14 protein-coding genes and 1 other annotated feature (1 of these 15 running past the window's edge) are annotated in these 14,355 nt (G+C 46.8%); of the genes, 2 read left to right on the top strand and 12 right to left on the bottom strand.

What is annotated here, in order from left to right; all coding sequences use genetic code 11:
* Positions 1 to 34: 34 nt before the first annotated feature.
* The 9 genes from MOZ60_RS05125 to MOZ60_RS05165 all read right to left on the bottom strand — a co-directional run bounded on the left by MOZ60_RS05125 (position 35) and on the right by MOZ60_RS05165 (position 9,698).
* Positions 35 to 460 (bottom strand): hypothetical protein, encoded by a 426-nt coding sequence (locus tag MOZ60_RS05125; RefSeq protein WP_370595886.1) that lies wholly within the window; start codon positions 458 to 460, stop codon positions 35 to 37.
* Entirely contained in the window at positions 457 to 1,965 is a 1,509-nt protein-coding gene (locus tag MOZ60_RS05130) for a Y-family DNA polymerase (protein ID WP_370595887.1), read from the bottom strand. Before MOZ60_RS05130 ends, MOZ60_RS05125 begins: the two co-directional genes overlap by 4 nt.
* The gene (locus MOZ60_RS05135) at positions 1,962 to 2,195 is read right to left on the bottom strand and encodes a hypothetical protein (protein ID WP_108774244.1); all 234 of its coding nucleotides are present in this window, start codon (positions 2,193 to 2,195) and stop codon (positions 1,962 to 1,964) included. Before MOZ60_RS05135 ends, MOZ60_RS05130 begins: the two co-directional genes overlap by 4 nt.
* A 207-nt stretch (positions 2,196 to 2,402) precedes the next feature.
* Positions 2,403 to 3,290: a fructose bisphosphate aldolase gene (locus MOZ60_RS05140; RefSeq protein WP_370595888.1), complete on the bottom strand. Its 888-nt coding sequence runs from the start codon at positions 3,288 to 3,290 to the stop codon at positions 2,403 to 2,405.
* Positions 3,291 to 3,459: 169 nt separating this feature from the next.
* The gene (locus MOZ60_RS05145; RefSeq protein ID WP_370595889.1) at positions 3,460 to 3,921 is read right to left on the bottom strand and encodes a hypothetical protein; all 462 of its coding nucleotides are present in this window, start codon (positions 3,919 to 3,921) and stop codon (positions 3,460 to 3,462) included.
* A gap of 481 nt (positions 3,922 to 4,402) precedes the next feature.
* The gene (locus MOZ60_RS05150) at positions 4,403 to 6,070 is read right to left on the bottom strand and encodes an ABC transporter ATP-binding protein (protein ID WP_370595890.1); all 1,668 of its coding nucleotides are present in this window, start codon (positions 6,068 to 6,070) and stop codon (positions 4,403 to 4,405) included.
* Positions 6,071 to 6,084: 14 nt separating this feature from the next.
* Positions 6,085 to 7,713, bottom strand: a complete 1,629-nt coding sequence (locus MOZ60_RS05155) for an ATP-binding cassette domain-containing protein (RefSeq protein ID WP_370595891.1) — start codon at positions 7,711 to 7,713, stop codon at positions 6,085 to 6,087.
* A gap of 270 nt (positions 7,714 to 7,983) precedes the next feature.
* Positions 7,984 to 9,147: an MFS transporter gene (locus tag MOZ60_RS05160; protein WP_370595892.1), complete on the bottom strand. Its 1,164-nt coding sequence runs from the start codon at positions 9,145 to 9,147 to the stop codon at positions 7,984 to 7,986.
* A gap of 14 nt (positions 9,148 to 9,161) precedes the next feature.
* Positions 9,162 to 9,698 (bottom strand): DUF4256 domain-containing protein, encoded by a 537-nt coding sequence (locus MOZ60_RS05165; protein ID WP_370595893.1) that lies wholly within the window; start codon positions 9,696 to 9,698, stop codon positions 9,162 to 9,164.
* Positions 9,699 to 9,967: 269 nt separating this feature from the next.
* On the opposite strand from MOZ60_RS05165, the gene MOZ60_RS05170 reads away from it, so the two are divergent.
* Complete coding sequence (locus MOZ60_RS05170) at positions 9,968 to 10,477, top strand: ECF transporter S component (RefSeq protein WP_277652951.1); 510 nt, start codon at positions 9,968 to 9,970, stop codon at positions 10,475 to 10,477.
* Between the two features lie 182 nt (positions 10,478 to 10,659).
* On the opposite strand, the gene tnpA is transcribed toward MOZ60_RS05170, so the two are convergent.
* The gene (tnpA, locus tag MOZ60_RS05175) at positions 10,660 to 11,136 is read right to left on the bottom strand and encodes an IS200/IS605 family transposase (RefSeq protein ID WP_370595894.1); all 477 of its coding nucleotides are present in this window, start codon (positions 11,134 to 11,136) and stop codon (positions 10,660 to 10,662) included.
* Positions 11,137 to 11,196: 60 nt separating this feature from the next.
* Here tnpA and MOZ60_RS05180 point away from each other — a divergent pair, with 60 nt between their 5' ends.
* Complete coding sequence (locus MOZ60_RS05180) at positions 11,197 to 11,655, top strand: hypothetical protein (protein WP_370595895.1); 459 nt, start codon at positions 11,197 to 11,199, stop codon at positions 11,653 to 11,655.
* Here MOZ60_RS05180 and MOZ60_RS05185 read toward each other — a convergent pair.
* Both MOZ60_RS05185 and asnB read right to left on the bottom strand, forming a co-directional pair.
* Positions 11,625 to 12,701, bottom strand: a complete 1,077-nt coding sequence (locus MOZ60_RS05185; RefSeq protein ID WP_370595896.1) for a branched-chain amino acid aminotransferase — start codon at positions 12,699 to 12,701, stop codon at positions 11,625 to 11,627. The two genes, MOZ60_RS05180 and MOZ60_RS05185, sit on opposite strands and share 31 nt — an antisense overlap.
* 23 nt (positions 12,702 to 12,724) lie before the next feature.
* Positions 12,725 to 14,302: an asparagine synthase B gene (gene asnB, locus MOZ60_RS05190; protein ID WP_370595897.1), complete on the bottom strand. Its 1,578-nt coding sequence runs from the start codon at positions 14,300 to 14,302 to the stop codon at positions 12,725 to 12,727.
* A 39-nt stretch (positions 14,303 to 14,341) separates the two neighbouring features.
* Positions 14,342 to 14,355 (bottom strand) — a binding site (T-box leader) (it continues 233 nt past the right edge of the window).

Here is a 14,355-nt window from a genome sequence, read left to right on the forward strand (position 1 = left end):
AGTGTCATAAGAATTCAGTAATCTTAAGGTTTTTTTAACGCTTCAGAATACGGATATTCCAGATATCGCCAATCGCAATCTTACTGCGGTCATCAAACTCCATCATGCCGCTGTTAATCCGGCGTACACTGCCTTCCTTTTCCTGATAATGGCCGCCATCTTTCTTTTCATCTTTCACAAAGTAACAGACATCAACAGCCGGGTGGTCCAGCTGCAGTATTTCCTGCAGTACGGCATTGATCTCATCCTGCTCATCAGCCCCCGGCAGATGCCTGGCATCTACCTGTCTTCCAGCTTCATTGATTGCTTCCCCATAACCTGTCAGTGCTGAAAACGGTGCAAACTGGGCAGCCCGTGAATCCCGGGCCATCTGCGGATGTTTCTTTGACACATGATGCGGCAGATCAAGGATGTCATCATAGCGGTGAGGATCATTCTGATTCAAAGAAATCGGTGTCATGCTTTATGTCCTCCAATCTGTGCATTGCGCTGTCTGCCCGTAGCCCCTTCCTCAAGATCCATGCCTTTGACTACAGCATTCTTGCCATACTTCTGCCGTACCTTCAGAATCGCTTCCTGCGCTTTACGTTCTTTTTCCATTGCCCGTTTCCAGGCAGCATCATCATGTTCTTCACGGGCACTGTCAAACAGGCTGGTCTGTTCGTTTTTGACAACCTTGCCAGCTTTGCTTTCATCCACAATATTCAAAGCCGTCAGATTCACTCTTCTGACTTTCAGGGAAGGATTGGTGATCTTCTCATACAGGCTGAAAAAAGCTTTCCGCAGCATGGCAGCACTGTTGGTACGATAATCAAGACGCACACTGCCATGGGCAGAAGACGGCACTTTGCGCCCATACCAGTCTGTTGATACAGCTCCGTCAAAATCATCATCATGCACAGAAGACGCATCATAGCCGATGCTAAGAAACAATTCATATGTCACCAGATGTTTTTCTGTCAGATCCAAGGCCAGGGAATCACTCATCTCCTTGACGATCAATCCTGCTTTTTCATAGCTGTACGGCTCCATCAATACCTGTCCTGCCCCTAAGGAATTGGCCGAAGGCGCATAGCCCTTGATATCTGCCATCGTACATGGTTCATAGCCCCAGGCATGATCAATCAGCAGTTCGGCATTGATGCCAAACATGGAATACAAAAGATCTTCGTTGAAGAATTCACCTTTTTTCCCAAGCGAACATCTGGCCACATCACCCATGGTATACATGCCATTGGCTTCCAGCCGTCTGGCAATGCCATGGCCGACCCGCCAGAAATCGGTCAGCGGCTTATGGGTCCACAGAGTTCTTCGAAAACTCATTTCATCCAGGCAGGCAATGCGCACACCATCTTTGTCCGCCGGAATATGCTTGGCCACAATATCCATGGCGCATTTACACAGGAAAAGATTTGTGCCGATGCCGGCTGTTGCCGTAATACCGGTCTCATTCAGTACATCATGAATCATCTTTACGGCAAGCTGTCTTGCACTCAGATGCATAGCTTCCAGATAGTCCGTTGCATCCATGAACACTTCATCAATGGAATACACATGGATATCATCCATGGATATGTATTTCAGATAGATATCATAGATCTTTGTGCTTATCTCGATGTAATGGGCCATATGCGGCTTTGCGGCAATAAAGCCAAGCTTGAGGTAAGGATCTTTCTGCAGTTCAATCATGTCGGTTGAGACACCATGGAACGGTGCACCATGAATCGCCATACGGCGTTTCCGGTTGATCGCAGCGACATCCTGTTTGACTTCATACAGGCGCGGTCTGCCCGGGATGCCAAAGCTTTTCAAAGCCGGTGACACAGCCAGACAGATTGTCTTATCGGTGCGGGAAACATCTGCCACCACCAGATTGGTGCGCAGAGGATCCAGTCCACGCTTGCGGCATTCGACTGAGGCATAGAACGATTTCAGATCAATGGCAATGTAAACACGTTCACTCATGAAAGCTGGTGCATCTTTGCTCCGCAGTGCGGGCATACATCGTGTTCCGTGCTGCTGGTATAGCCGCACTCCGAGCAGTCACACTCAGGCAGATACTTGATGCCGCCGACATAGCTGGGATCCTCCACGGTATGATGGATCCAATGCGGCACACTCTTCTTCAGTGCCTCATAGGCAGACTCATTCCTGCCTACATGCACACCTTTCTTCTTCAATTGCTGATTCTTCATATTCACATTCTCCCAAAGATGCAAAAAGCACCAGAATGCTGTGCTTTTCCATCTTTATTCTCTTATTTCACAGGCACCATTCTTCCGGGTGCTGCCCTTATTATAATCCTTTGCCATCGTTTCCCAAAGACAGATGAAAGCATAATAAAACAGAGGCTGGCAGCAGCCAGAATCCTCTGTTATAGATGCGCTGCTATTGCGTTGTCTTCAGGCAATGGATGCGGCATAGATCTTATCGATGGCGTCCTTCAGGGTTGCATTGAATTCTGCATCGGTCTGATTCACACGCAGATCCTGTGCAAGAGCACGTGAGAAGGACGCAATCAGGCCATGGTTGCGGGCCAGCTTCTCATTGGCTTCTGCCTGCGAATAACCGCCGGACAGTGCCACCACTCTGACAACACGCGGATCCTGCATCAGATCACTGTAGAAATTATCAACACTCGGAATGGTCACCTTGAACATCAGTTTGCATTCTTTCGGCAGATCCTTGAGATGTTTCATAATCTCTGCCTTCATCAGCTCTTCTGCCTTTTCCTTTTCCGGGCAGTGGATATCGACTTCCGGTTCAAGAATCGGTACAAGGCCATGGTGGCCGATCTTCATGCCGACTTCAAACTGCTGGTCAATGATATCCTTGATTCCCTTGGAATTAGCTTCGTGGATCACAGAACGCATCTTTGTACCAAAGATGTGATGTTTGACAGCAGAGTCAAGCAGCTCTTCCAGCTGCGGCATCGGTTTCATCAGCTGTACGCCGTCTTTCTCTTCGGCAAGGCCCTTGTCAACCTTGAGAATCGGCACTATACCCTTGCGCTGCCACAGATAATCTGCCGTCGGCATGCCATCAATGGTACGGTTCATGGTGTTTTCAAACAAAATTGCGGCCAGAATATGCTCACTTGTAAATGATGGTGATGTAATGATTCTCGTTCTCATCTGATGCACGATATCAAACATTTCTTCATCATTATGCCAAGCAGAAGAATCGATACCATACGTCTTCAATGCCTTCGGTGTACTGCCGCCGCTCTGATCCAGTGCAGCAATAAACCCCTTTCCTGATTCCATACGTTTCAGCTGTTCTTCATTCATACGTCCTCTGACGCTCCTTTCTGATACATTCCATATCGTTTGAACAATACTGTTGGAAAGAAAACTCTTTCTCTACCTGCATTATGAATCATTTCCAGAACGATTTCATCTAATGTGTTCATAATCAAGCATACAAAATCAGGATTTCGTATTGCCGCAGAGCAAAACCTTATTCTACTGCAATCTCAGCTCCATCATTCAGCAGCGTAAATGAAACAGGTTCAGACAGCTTCTGTACATACTGCAGCTGTCCTGGTGCACCAGAGCTTTTGGCAAAGGCAATTTCAAATTTAAAATCAGTAAGAATATCTTTCAACGTATTCTTCTGCTCCTCTGTTTCTGCCTTGATTGGTGTTGACACCCGGCATCGGTTCAGACACTGCAGATCATCAGAAACATACTCCTTCAGATCTAAATCAGGAATCTCTGAATTCTCATTGTCATCATCCAGATACCCCCTGGTCTGATCATAAAAATCAGATTCATTGACAACATACGGCTGCAGATCACTGTAATACAGATCTCTGATCAAGTACTGCTTGTTCTGATATTCTTCCAGAAATACATATCCTTTAAACGTACCCGTATATGCAGGAAGATTATCATACGATGTACCACTGTCCTGGCCCACCTTTCCCGAACCAGTTCCACAGGATATAAGACAAATACTGAGTAGAATAGCAAATAATGATTTTTTCATTATGGACTTCGTATTTTCCGTGTCAATGCATGGGGAACAAGCTACCTTGCGTATGACGGAAGCGGACGTGTCAGACGGGAAAGAGAAGTATCAGAAGATACGCCATATGACGTCTGTGTATTCAAAAGCGGAAAGATCTACAATTGCGACCTTACCGCCAACTACAACATCGGCGCCCGTTATTTTATCCGCGGGCTGTTTATATGGAATCACCCAATCTTATGACAAAAGTCTCTCTGGTTCCTGCAACAGTCTGACGATCCCGACATAAGTCTGCGAAACGTTAGTACAAATGGGCATATAAGCCTCGGCTCGTGTGCTGTTACTGTATCGTTTGTGCAGACGGAAGTCTGAGGGCACACAAGCCCTTGGAAGGCACGTCTATAGTGCGTCAGCTCTTAGGCGGGGAGATTCACTTTCTTTCTGCTTCCTTCTTCCAGAGAGACGCATAGACACCATTCTTCTCCATTAATGTATCATGGTTTCCTTCTTCCATGATTTTCCCATTCTGCATCACAAGGATATGGTCGAAGTGGCGAATCAAATCAAGACGATGCGTAATGACAAACAATGTCTTATCTTTTTTCAGATTGTTAAGTACATTTGTAATGATTTCTGAGCTGGCCTGGTCCAGTGCGGAAGTCGGCTCATCCATGAAGATCACCTTACGGTTACTGTAGAAAGCTCTTGCCAGAGCAATCCGCTGAATCTGACCACCGGATAAATCACTCTTTTCCCCTGAGGGAATATCCTCAAATCCCTTCTCTTTCTGCAGAATGAAATCACAGTCTGCTTCCTCTGCAGCTTTCTTTACTTTGTCCATGTCAGGATGTTGATCCACGGCAATGTTTACTGCAATACTTTGATGAAACAGAGAAGATTCTTGTGAGATATAAGAAATTTCTTGTGGAACAGGTGTCTCAACTTTGCCAGTGTCCGGTGACAGCACGCCGAGCAGCAACTTCATTACGGTAGACTTTCCACTGCCTGTTTCACCAACAATGGCCGCCTTCTCCCCACGTCGAATTCGGAAGGAGACATCATGCAGTACTTCCTTCTGGCCATAAGAGTATCTGACATGTTCAAAGACAGCAGCGTCCTTTTCTGTCGTCTCTGTCTTCTTTATCTGTGGCAGATCCACGATTTCAAAGATTCTTTCTTCATGAACAGCCTGCTGCTTCTCAATCACAAAGTAAAGTCCGAGGGATACCATCATCTGACACATCTGATCGGAAAGCGGAACGGCCATCATAACATTCGGAAAACTAATGATATTTTTACTGGCAAGATATGCACCAAGCATCAGAATCATTCCGATCAGTACGCAGTCACCAAATAAGCCAATGGCAGCTCCGCGTACATACGTATACATGTCTCTCTTCCTCTGATGGAAAACGATCTGCTGTATTTTACTGCTCAGTTTTCCTTCCAGCAGCTGCTGAATGGAAAAGGTACGGACCTCTTCAGCCCCGTCAACGCCTTCCTTCATAAAGACGGTCAGATCACTCTGTTCTTCCGTAATTTTTCTCTCCATCTCTTTTTTCTCTTTGGAGAACAACTGAACAATAAAGAGATTGGCTAAAGCACACAACAGGCACAGCACAGCAATCCGCCAGTCAATGAAACAAAGATAGATTGTACTAAGAATACCCGAGAAGATCGGTTCCAGTACCCAGCCGCTCATGTTATATCCGCAGCACCAGGAGGCAGCTGTATCTGCGTCAGTACGCATGCGGTTATGAACATCCTGCACCTTGTATTTCTCAACAGCGGTTTCTTCCCCGTTCAGATAGGCATGGAGCATATCTGCCCGCATCGCATCACCAACTTTTCGTTCGATGCATTTGGTGCCATATCTGGTGAATCCGGTAAGCGGGGATACACATGCCACGGCAAGCAAATACAGCAGAATCTTTCTCATCTGATGAGAATCAAAGGAATCATTCTGAATCAGCCGCATGGTCTGCCGTAAGAGAACACCAATGGAGGAGAAGATGATCAGATACCCTGCTGCCATCAGAAGACTTAGCAGTATTAACAAGAAAAGATATGGCTTCAGATAATGAAGCGTCCGTTTCATCAATTTACGCTCTTTCATATGGATGACTCGTTTTCCTTCGCCCACTTCTCATATTCACCATAGGTACCGTCAAAGACAATTCTTCCCTTGTCCATGTAAATGACACGGTCCATGTATTTCAGCAACTGTTTCTGATGCAGCACAAACACCATGGTCTTATTCTTTCCTTCAGCCAGAATATTCTGCATCACTTTGTCAGCTGTAAGGTTATCGGAAGCAGAAAGTGATTCATCAAACAGAAGCACGTCCTGTTCATGCAAAAAAGCGCGGGAGATAGCAAGCCTCTGCTTCTGCCCGCCAGATAGATTCCCCGCATTGCCTGACAGCACTTCATCCAGATGATTATCAAAATCCTGCATGCAGGTCAAAGCAAGAGCCTCTTTGATTTTCTGATCGGAAATGCTTTCACCAAGAGTCAGATTGTTACGGATCGTGTCATGAAAGAAAAAAGGAAACTGCTGCACCAGCGCAGCATGCATTAACTGTATCTTTCCATCTGAAGGTCTATCCATGTTCCCCATCAGAATCAGCAAAGTGGATTTCCCGCATCCGCTTTTTCCCACCAGCGCCGTCTTTTCACCTTTTAGAATCCGCAGGCTGATATCACTTAATGCATTTGTATTCTCTTTGTCATAATGATAGGAAACATTCTCCAGAACAATCTCATCTGCGTTGTATACTGTCTGTTTCTTTGGAACCTTTGTACTACAGAAATCCGCAATCCGCTTCACAGAAACACTGTTCTGCCTGCTGGCGGCGATTAGATCGATATAGTGCATCTGGCTGATCACAAGCGTCTGACAGATGTAATACACAGAAAGAAAGCTGCTCAGGGAAATGATTTCACTAGGGATCATATAGAAACCTGCCAGGAAGATGGCAAAGATTGGCAGCATCCCGCAGATGTTTCCAATCACCTGCACTGGCATGGCAATCTTATCAATGCGCAATGTCTGCCGCGTATATAGCTTCTCAGCAGGCAGCCAACAGGCATTCGCAAAATCTTCCTTTTGATATGTGCGAAGGATTGATCTGTTGTTCAGCACATCATCCAGTGCCAGGTTCATTTCTGTCTCTGCCTGCTTGGAAACGCCAGCTGCTTTTTCAATAGACCTGCTGACAGCACGTTCAAAGAGGATAGATAAAATCATGACACCGATATACACCAGCGCAATAACCGGTGAAACAAGACAGATATGAATGACAGTAAAAATGATCAGAATACCTTGATAGAGAATGGAAGTCAGCGTGGACGAGATGTATTCCACAGTCTGCGGGATATCGGACTGAATGAGCGTATAGATATCCGCCGATTTCTGCATTTTCTCATGCATCAAAGGGAGGCTCAGAATCTTCTCATAAACTTTCTTTTCAAGCACAGAATAGGTATAAGTCTGAATCCGTGTCAGCAATGGATGATACACAAACCGATCAAAGCAAATATAAATGGAATACACAAGAAGAGCGGAAAGAAAGATCCTGCCCAGCACATGCAGATCCGATACACTTCCAGCAGCTGCTGTAAAGTCTCCTAGAGCATCTGAGGATTCGATCAGCAGAAAAGTTGAACCAATACTCAGAAGAATTGCTAAGCTCAAATAGATACGCAGTTTTTTCAGGTTATACAGAATCCACTTCATCATTTTCTCCAAAGACTGCTGTTTCTATTATAAAATCATACCCTCTTAATCTATCAGCACATTTGTTCTTATCAAGAACACTTTTATCTTTTTCCGCAAACCGAAGAGGCGGGCAAATGTGGCATCGTTATCTACCCCCAGCAGTTATTACATTGAGCATTTCGTAACTGATAGATACAATTTTCATCACTGAAATGAATTGGCTCTGTATTTCTAAGCTTCAACGTATACACGATATCGCGAATAAATAGTCAAAAACTAAGTATCAATTGTCTATTGTTTCCTCTTTTTCAGCATTGGTACAATGCTCAGCAATGATGCAATGATTGTCAGAACAAGGCCTAATACAGCCGGACTCTTGGCACCCATGTGGTCCATCATGGCACCGGAATACATCAGGGCAATGGTACCGGAGACACCGGAATACATCGTATCGCACAGTGCATGTGCCGTTGTGCGCAGGTCACTCATGACGGTTTCTTCGGTGATCTGTCTCTGGGTTACCAGCATGAGACCGTAGCTGAGGTTGACAAAACAGGTGCTAAGAATGACCATGGCAGGATTGACGGCAAATACAATCAGCAACATCGTCACAAGCAGTGATGCGCTCATCAGGAACAGGCGCAGGTGGCTGTTGATCTTCTGCATAGGTCCGGCCATCATGATGCAAAGTGCCTGGATCATCACGCCCAGGAAGGAATCCAGACCCATGATGCCGACATCACCGCCGACACTTTTCAGAATGACAATCTTAAGATTATTGATGGGTGAAACAGACAGACCGCAGAGCAGAATGATCACCAGCAAAAACATATATGGATGGATCTGAAACAGGTCTTTCATGCCGGTTTTTTTCTGCTGTGCCTGTTTCTTGGGATAGGGCTCTTCTTTTGCAGCAAATGCAAAGACAAACACAAGAATGCCAAGAACAGTCATCGCAATGGGCATGACATCATAACCCTGTTTCTGGATCCAGATGCCCATGATTAACATGGCAAAGGCATAGCCGGCAGATCCGGATGAACGGGCCCGGCCGTATTTGGCGCCATCGTTGTGGAAGCTTCTCAGCATCCAGGCATCCAGGCTGGATCCCAGCGGCAGGCACAGAAAGCCAAACAGGATGAAAAGGATGGCAGCGATAGTCAGGTTTGTTTTCGCCATGAAAAAAGCAAGAAAGGCTGCTAATACAGACAATGCAAATACGGGCAGGAAGACCTTGCGGTTGCTGGTGAGACGGTCACACAGCTGGCCAAGGACAAAGCTTCCCACAAAGCTTGCCAGCATGTAGCCGGCAAGGGTGATGCTCAATGTGGTATTTGCCATGCCGCAGGCAAGGAAATAGGCACTGACCAGACCGCCGAAGCAGGCAAAGAATGCCCAGAACAGGCCATCCAGCAAGCTGAAGTGCAGTACACTTTCACCTTTCATCATACTCATGGAATAAGCGCTCCTTATGCATTGCCCTTTTCAGATAAGGGCAGAATCAGTTTACATCGGAAGCCGCGTACCTGATAGTAGGAGTCGGCCCCATTATGATAGATGAAAATATGGCCATAGCGCTTCTCGCCAAATAAAGCGCCACCCCTGTTACGGATATCGTCTGGTGTTAACAGCCAGCAGCTTGTCTTAAGATCAAAATCGCCAGATTCCTGCAGGGCACGGTAATCTTCTTCATCCAGCAGTGTAAGTCCATGTCGTGCAGCCAACGCCATGGCACTGTCACCAGGCGCATTCTTCTTTCTTGCCAGTCTTGCCTGTTCGTCATAGCAGACACTTCTTCTGCCAGCTGGTTCCTCATTGGAAAAGTCCACAAAGACAATCTGGTAATCATCTCTTTGCAGCACATCCGGCATTCCGCCGGTTTCTTCCATCCACTCCAGGCTTTTCCTGGCATCAGAATCTTTTTCCAGCAAAGACTCCACCTGATCCCAGCTGATATCCGGATGTCTGTTCATATTTGATAGGAAACGTTCTTTCAGCCATTCCATATACATTGCTCCATGGCATATGGTACGGCATGTCCATGCACAAAGCAAAGCCGGTTTTTACTGTAAACCGGCCTTCTGTCTGATGGTACGCCGCAGGGTAACAAATCCAGCTACCAGCAGTGCTGCCAGAGTAAATTGTGTATACATGGCTTTCTCCTCGGTTAGTCATATCTAACTATTTGAAATATAGCAGGGTCTGCCGGAGATTTCAACTGGCATAATTCAAAGTCTTTACTTGTTTTGTATAATAGTGAAAAAGGGGATTTTCTATGCATAAAACAAGAAGTATTGTACTGACCGGCCTGATGATTGCCATCGGCCTGGTTATTGTCACCATATGCCGGACACTGCTTGGTGTTTCGTTCATGATTCTGTTTTCGCCAATGCACTTTCCGGTGCTGATTGCCGGCCTTGTCCTTGGGCCATGGGAAGGACTGATCTGCGGTATTGTCACACCTGCTCTTTCTTATCTGATCAACGGACTGCCCCAGATCGGGCCGCTTGCCATGATGGCAGAGCTTGGTGTTTATGGCCTGGTAACAGGCCTGATCATGAAAAAGGCAGATAAACGGAAAATATCTTCCATCTATCTGGCACTTGTTCCAGCAATGATTCTGGGCCGCATTGCCGGCGGACTGATTACCGCACTGCTTGTTTCCAGCTATTCCTTCAATGTCTGGATCACAGCATACTTTGTCTCTACAGCACCGGCAATTGTCATTGACCTGATTGTCATTCCTTTCCTTGTCAAGGCACTGCAGAAAGCGCATCTTGCCTGATCACAGTCATTCATTTCCGGATATGATCTGCTGCGGCACATCATATCCTTTTTTCATTTACACAAAGCTGCTGCCCTTCACTGCCTTTGCGAGCCGTTTTGCATTCGTGATCCGCCGCATCAGGTCATCCACGCTTTTGATTTAGTTGCGGCGCATACCCCGTCTATAGCGGTAAAAGACGTTTAGGCGGGGTTAGCCGCCTTTCTTCTTCCTGCATGACGGCGATATCCTTCATTATCACGCTTCTCCTGTTCCTGAATATAAATTCTTACTGCTTCTTCTGTAGTCTCGGATACGGTACTCAGGAAGTAGGTGTCAGACCAGAATCGATCCCTACAATCATATTTTTCTAATGCGGATGAAAACTCTTTCCTTAGCAGGCGGGAGGTGACGGTTTTATAATTGTTCACCAGTTTAGAGAGCTGCGTCTGCGGAGAGGCTTCAAAAAGAATATGAACATGATCCTTGTCCGTATTAATTTCCAGGATCCGGCATTTCCAATCGTCTTCTACAACTTTGTGGCTGATCTGAATCAGCCGATCCGAGAGTTCTCCTGTAAGCACTGAATGCCTGTATTTTGTAACGACAACCAAATGGTACTGAAGTTTGTAGATTGCATGTCTGTTCTTATGATATTCAGTGTAATAGTCCATATCCATGTCTCCTTCTGTATATATTACCACTAAATATGTTGTGCTGTACACAGGAGGAAATAAACCATGCAGGTTGCTGGCAGCTATGGTGTGCGTATTCGGGATGACTATGATGCACTGAAAAGAACAGCAGATCTCTTTTCGAATGCCGTTTCCTATCTTGTCCGCCCTTGTGAAGCAAATACCTTGCAAAGGCGTCAGAGAATGCTTGAATGCATGATTCATTCTTCTGATGGGGTTTCTTCATCTGACTCCTTCGATCAGAGGTTCCCAAAATTTCCATCCTATTATCGCAGAGCCGCTATTACACAGGCACTTGGCGTCGTTTCTGCTTATCAGTCAGCGCTGAAGAACTTGATGGAAAACGGTCGCAAAGGAAAAATGCCAAAGCTGGATTCCTGCAGTCATCGGATGCCTGCATTGTATCGCGGCAACACATACAAGCCAGTAATAGACAAAGAGACTGGCGAAGTGCTGCCATCATTTTGTACAATTCATTTCTTTACAGCTTCCACTGTCCAGTGATAGGGATCTTCTTCCCGTCCCCACTGAATCCCGCTGAGGCGGCCATACAGCATCTGAGAAACGGGGCCGATGCGTCCCTGGGAAATGACGACAGATTCATCATGATAGCGGAGTTCGCCAATCGGTGCAATCAATGCGGCAGTGCTTGTGCCAAAGCACTCCTGCAGACTGCCATCCTTTCCATCTTTCATGACATCATCGATGTCTATATGCATTTCCTTTGTCTCTATGCCCTGTTCTTTGGCAAGAGTGATCACACTGCGGCGGACAACACCATCCAGGATCGTACCTTCGCATGGTGCAGTATACAGGACATTGTCCTTCAGAAAGAACACATTCATGGAGCCTGCTTCTTCGACATAGCGGTGATGAATGCCATCCAGCCAGAGCACCTGGTCATAGCCCAGCTGGTTGGCCTTGGCCATCGACTTCATGCTGGCAGCGTAGTTGCCGCCGCACTTGGCATAGCCTGCCAGTCCCGGGGCAGTGCGGATGTATTTATCCTCGACATAGACCTTGATTGGTTCCAGTCCGTTTTCATAGTAGCAGCCGCTGGGACTGGCAATGATGACAAAGCGGTATGCGGAACTTGCCTTAGCGCCAAAGCCGGTACCGGTCGCAATAATAAATGGTCTCAGATACAGTGATGTACCAAACCGATGGGGAATCCAGTCACGGTCAATCTGAATCAGTGCCTTGATGCCATCAATGAAGTCAGACTGCAGCACAGGCGGAATGCACATTCTTTCGGCACTCTTCTGAAAGCGTTCAGCGTTATCCCACGGTCTGAAAAGAAGAATCCTGTCATCCTTGGTCCGATATGCTTTGATGCCTTCAAACACTTCCTGACCATAATGGAATACACCGGCACACGGATCCAGCTGAAAGCTGTGATATGGCTCAATGCGGGCATCATGCCAGCCTCTTTTGGCATCCCAGTCCATCAGGAACATATGATCCGTAAAGTATTTGCCAAAGCCAAGCTGGGTTTCATCCTTCGGCTTTGGTTTAAATGACTTGGTCTGTGTAATCTTGATCTTCAGCATTTCCCCTTCTGCCCTTTCTTTGCTTAATATGCGCTGGCTCCATAGTTGGACAGGTAGCGTGCACTAGGATCATTCACGTCGCATCCCTTCCAGCTGCGGTTCGGCATCCAGAAATCCTTAATCATATCTGCTTCACCAGGATAGAACTTTTCAAAGATTTCACGGTACAGCAGTGATTCTTTTGTAAACGGTGTGCAGTAGGCATACTGTCTGCGCTTCTGTTCATATTCTTCATCTGTATAGCATTCAGCTGCATATGCCTTCAGATCATCTGCCAGGGAATGGCCGACAGCATCTGAGAAGGCTGCCTTGTCACGGAACAGAATGTTATGGGGCAGGCAGTTGTCCCTTTCAAAGGCATGGCGCAGCAGATACTTGCCCATGTGGTACGTGTTCATCTTCATAGCCGGATCAATGCCCATGACATAGCGGACAAAGGCAAGATCGCCAAACGGCACTCTGCCTTCCAAGGAGTTGGAAGAGATACAGCGGTCAGCGCGCAGCACATCGTACATATACAGCTCCCTGATACGCTTCTCAGCTTCCTTTTCAAAGCTGTCCGCATCCGGCGCAAAGTCGGTGTATTTGTAGCCAAACAGTTCGTCGGAAATTTCGCCGGTAAACAGTACTTTGATGTTGGTTGTCTCATGGATCTTCTTGCACAGCAGATACATGCCAAGTGAAGCACGGATAGTCGTGATATCCCAGGTGCCAAGGATCCGGATCACCTCCGGCAGTGCTTCCAGAATGTCACTCTTTGTCATGCGGAACTCAGTGTGCTCACTGCCGATGAAGTCAGCCACTTCACGGGCATAGCGGCAGTCGATGGCATCAGTATCCATGCCGATGGAGAACGTGCGGATCGGCTTGTCAGAATGGCGCTGGGCAATCGCACAGACAAGGGAGGAATCCAGACCGCCGGAAAGCAGGTAGCCTGCCTCGGCATCCGCATCCATCCGCTTTAATACGCCATCAATCAGCAGATCATGAATGGTGCCGCATACTTCTTCCAGAGATTCTTTGCCAACATGCATCGGCTGCCAGATTTCGGTATATGGCGTGAACTTGCCATCCTTATAGAAAGTGCCCGGCGGGAATGGCATGATGCGCTGGGCAATTGGCTGTAAGGATGCGGCCGTGGAGCCAAAGCAGATCTTTCCGTTTTCGGTATAGCCATAGAACAAAGGACGGATGCCGATCGGATCACGGGATGCGATCCAGCCATCTTTTGCGGAATAGATTACCATGGCATACTCCGCATCCAGCAGTGAGAACATAGCTGTTCCCATCTCTTTGTACAGCGGCAGAATAATCTCACAGTCTGAGCCGGACTTGAATGTATATTTATCAGAAAGTGTTTCTTTGATCGGACGGAAGCCGTAAATTTCACCATTGCATACGACCAGATCATCACCCAGTTTAAATGGCTGCATGCCTGCCGGAGTCAGACCCATGATTGCCAGGCGGTCAAAGCCAAGCATACCATGATCTGTTGTTACAATGCGGCTGTCATCAGGCCCGCGGTCCTGCAGTCTTCTTAACCCTTTTTCAAAAGCTTCCCTGCTGGTGGCAGGATCTGTTGTTACAAGCAATCCACACATGATTTGTATCCTCCCGTGAAAAAACAGTCCTCATCCCATGTTTGGGACGAAGG

Source organism: Grylomicrobium aquisgranense (assembly GCF_033971865.1).
GTDB classification, from domain to species: Bacteria; Bacillota_I; Bacilli_A; order Erysipelotrichales; family Erysipelotrichaceae; genus Bulleidia; species Bulleidia massiliensis.

Bases quoted from the DNA above. Each gene is read 5' to 3' on its own strand.
- MOZ60_RS05160 (WP_370595892.1), bottom strand. From the start codon at position 9,147: ATGAGTATGATGAAAGGTGAAAGTGTACTGCACTTCAGCTTGCTGGAT.
- MOZ60_RS05185 (WP_370595896.1), bottom strand. From the start codon at position 12,701: ATGCTGAAGATCAAGATTACACAGACCAAGTCATTTAAACCAAAGCCG.
- MOZ60_RS05150 (WP_370595890.1), bottom strand. From the start codon at position 6,070: ATGAAACGGACGCTTCATTATCTGAAGCCATATCTTTTCTTGTTAATA.
- MOZ60_RS05135 (WP_108774244.1), bottom strand. From the start codon at position 2,195: ATGAAGAATCAGCAATTGAAGAAGAAAGGTGTGCATGTAGGCAGGAAT.
- MOZ60_RS05130 (WP_370595887.1), bottom strand. From the start codon at position 1,965: ATGAGTGAACGTGTTTACATTGCCATTGATCTGAAATCGTTCTATGCC.
- MOZ60_RS05155 (WP_370595891.1), bottom strand. From the start codon at position 7,713: ATGATGAAGTGGATTCTGTATAACCTGAAAAAACTGCGTATCTATTTG.
- MOZ60_RS05180 (WP_370595895.1), top strand. From the start codon at position 11,197: ATGCAGGTTGCTGGCAGCTATGGTGTGCGTATTCGGGATGACTATGAT.
- asnB (WP_370595897.1), bottom strand. From the start codon at position 14,302: ATGTGTGGATTGCTTGTAACAACAGATCCTGCCACCAGCAGGGAAGCT.
- MOZ60_RS05165 (WP_370595893.1), bottom strand. From the start codon at position 9,698: ATGGAATGGCTGAAAGAACGTTTCCTATCAAATATGAACAGACATCCG.
- MOZ60_RS05125 (WP_370595886.1), bottom strand. From the start codon at position 460: ATGACACCGATTTCTTTGAATCAGAATGATCCTCACCGCTATGATGAC.
- tnpA (WP_370595894.1), bottom strand. From the start codon at position 11,136: ATGGATATGGACTATTACACTGAATATCATAAGAACAGACATGCAATC.
- MOZ60_RS05170 (WP_277652951.1), top strand. From the start codon at position 9,968: ATGCATAAAACAAGAAGTATTGTACTGACCGGCCTGATGATTGCCATC.
- MOZ60_RS05140 (WP_370595888.1), bottom strand. From the start codon at position 3,290: ATGAATGAAGAACAGCTGAAACGTATGGAATCAGGAAAGGGGTTTATT.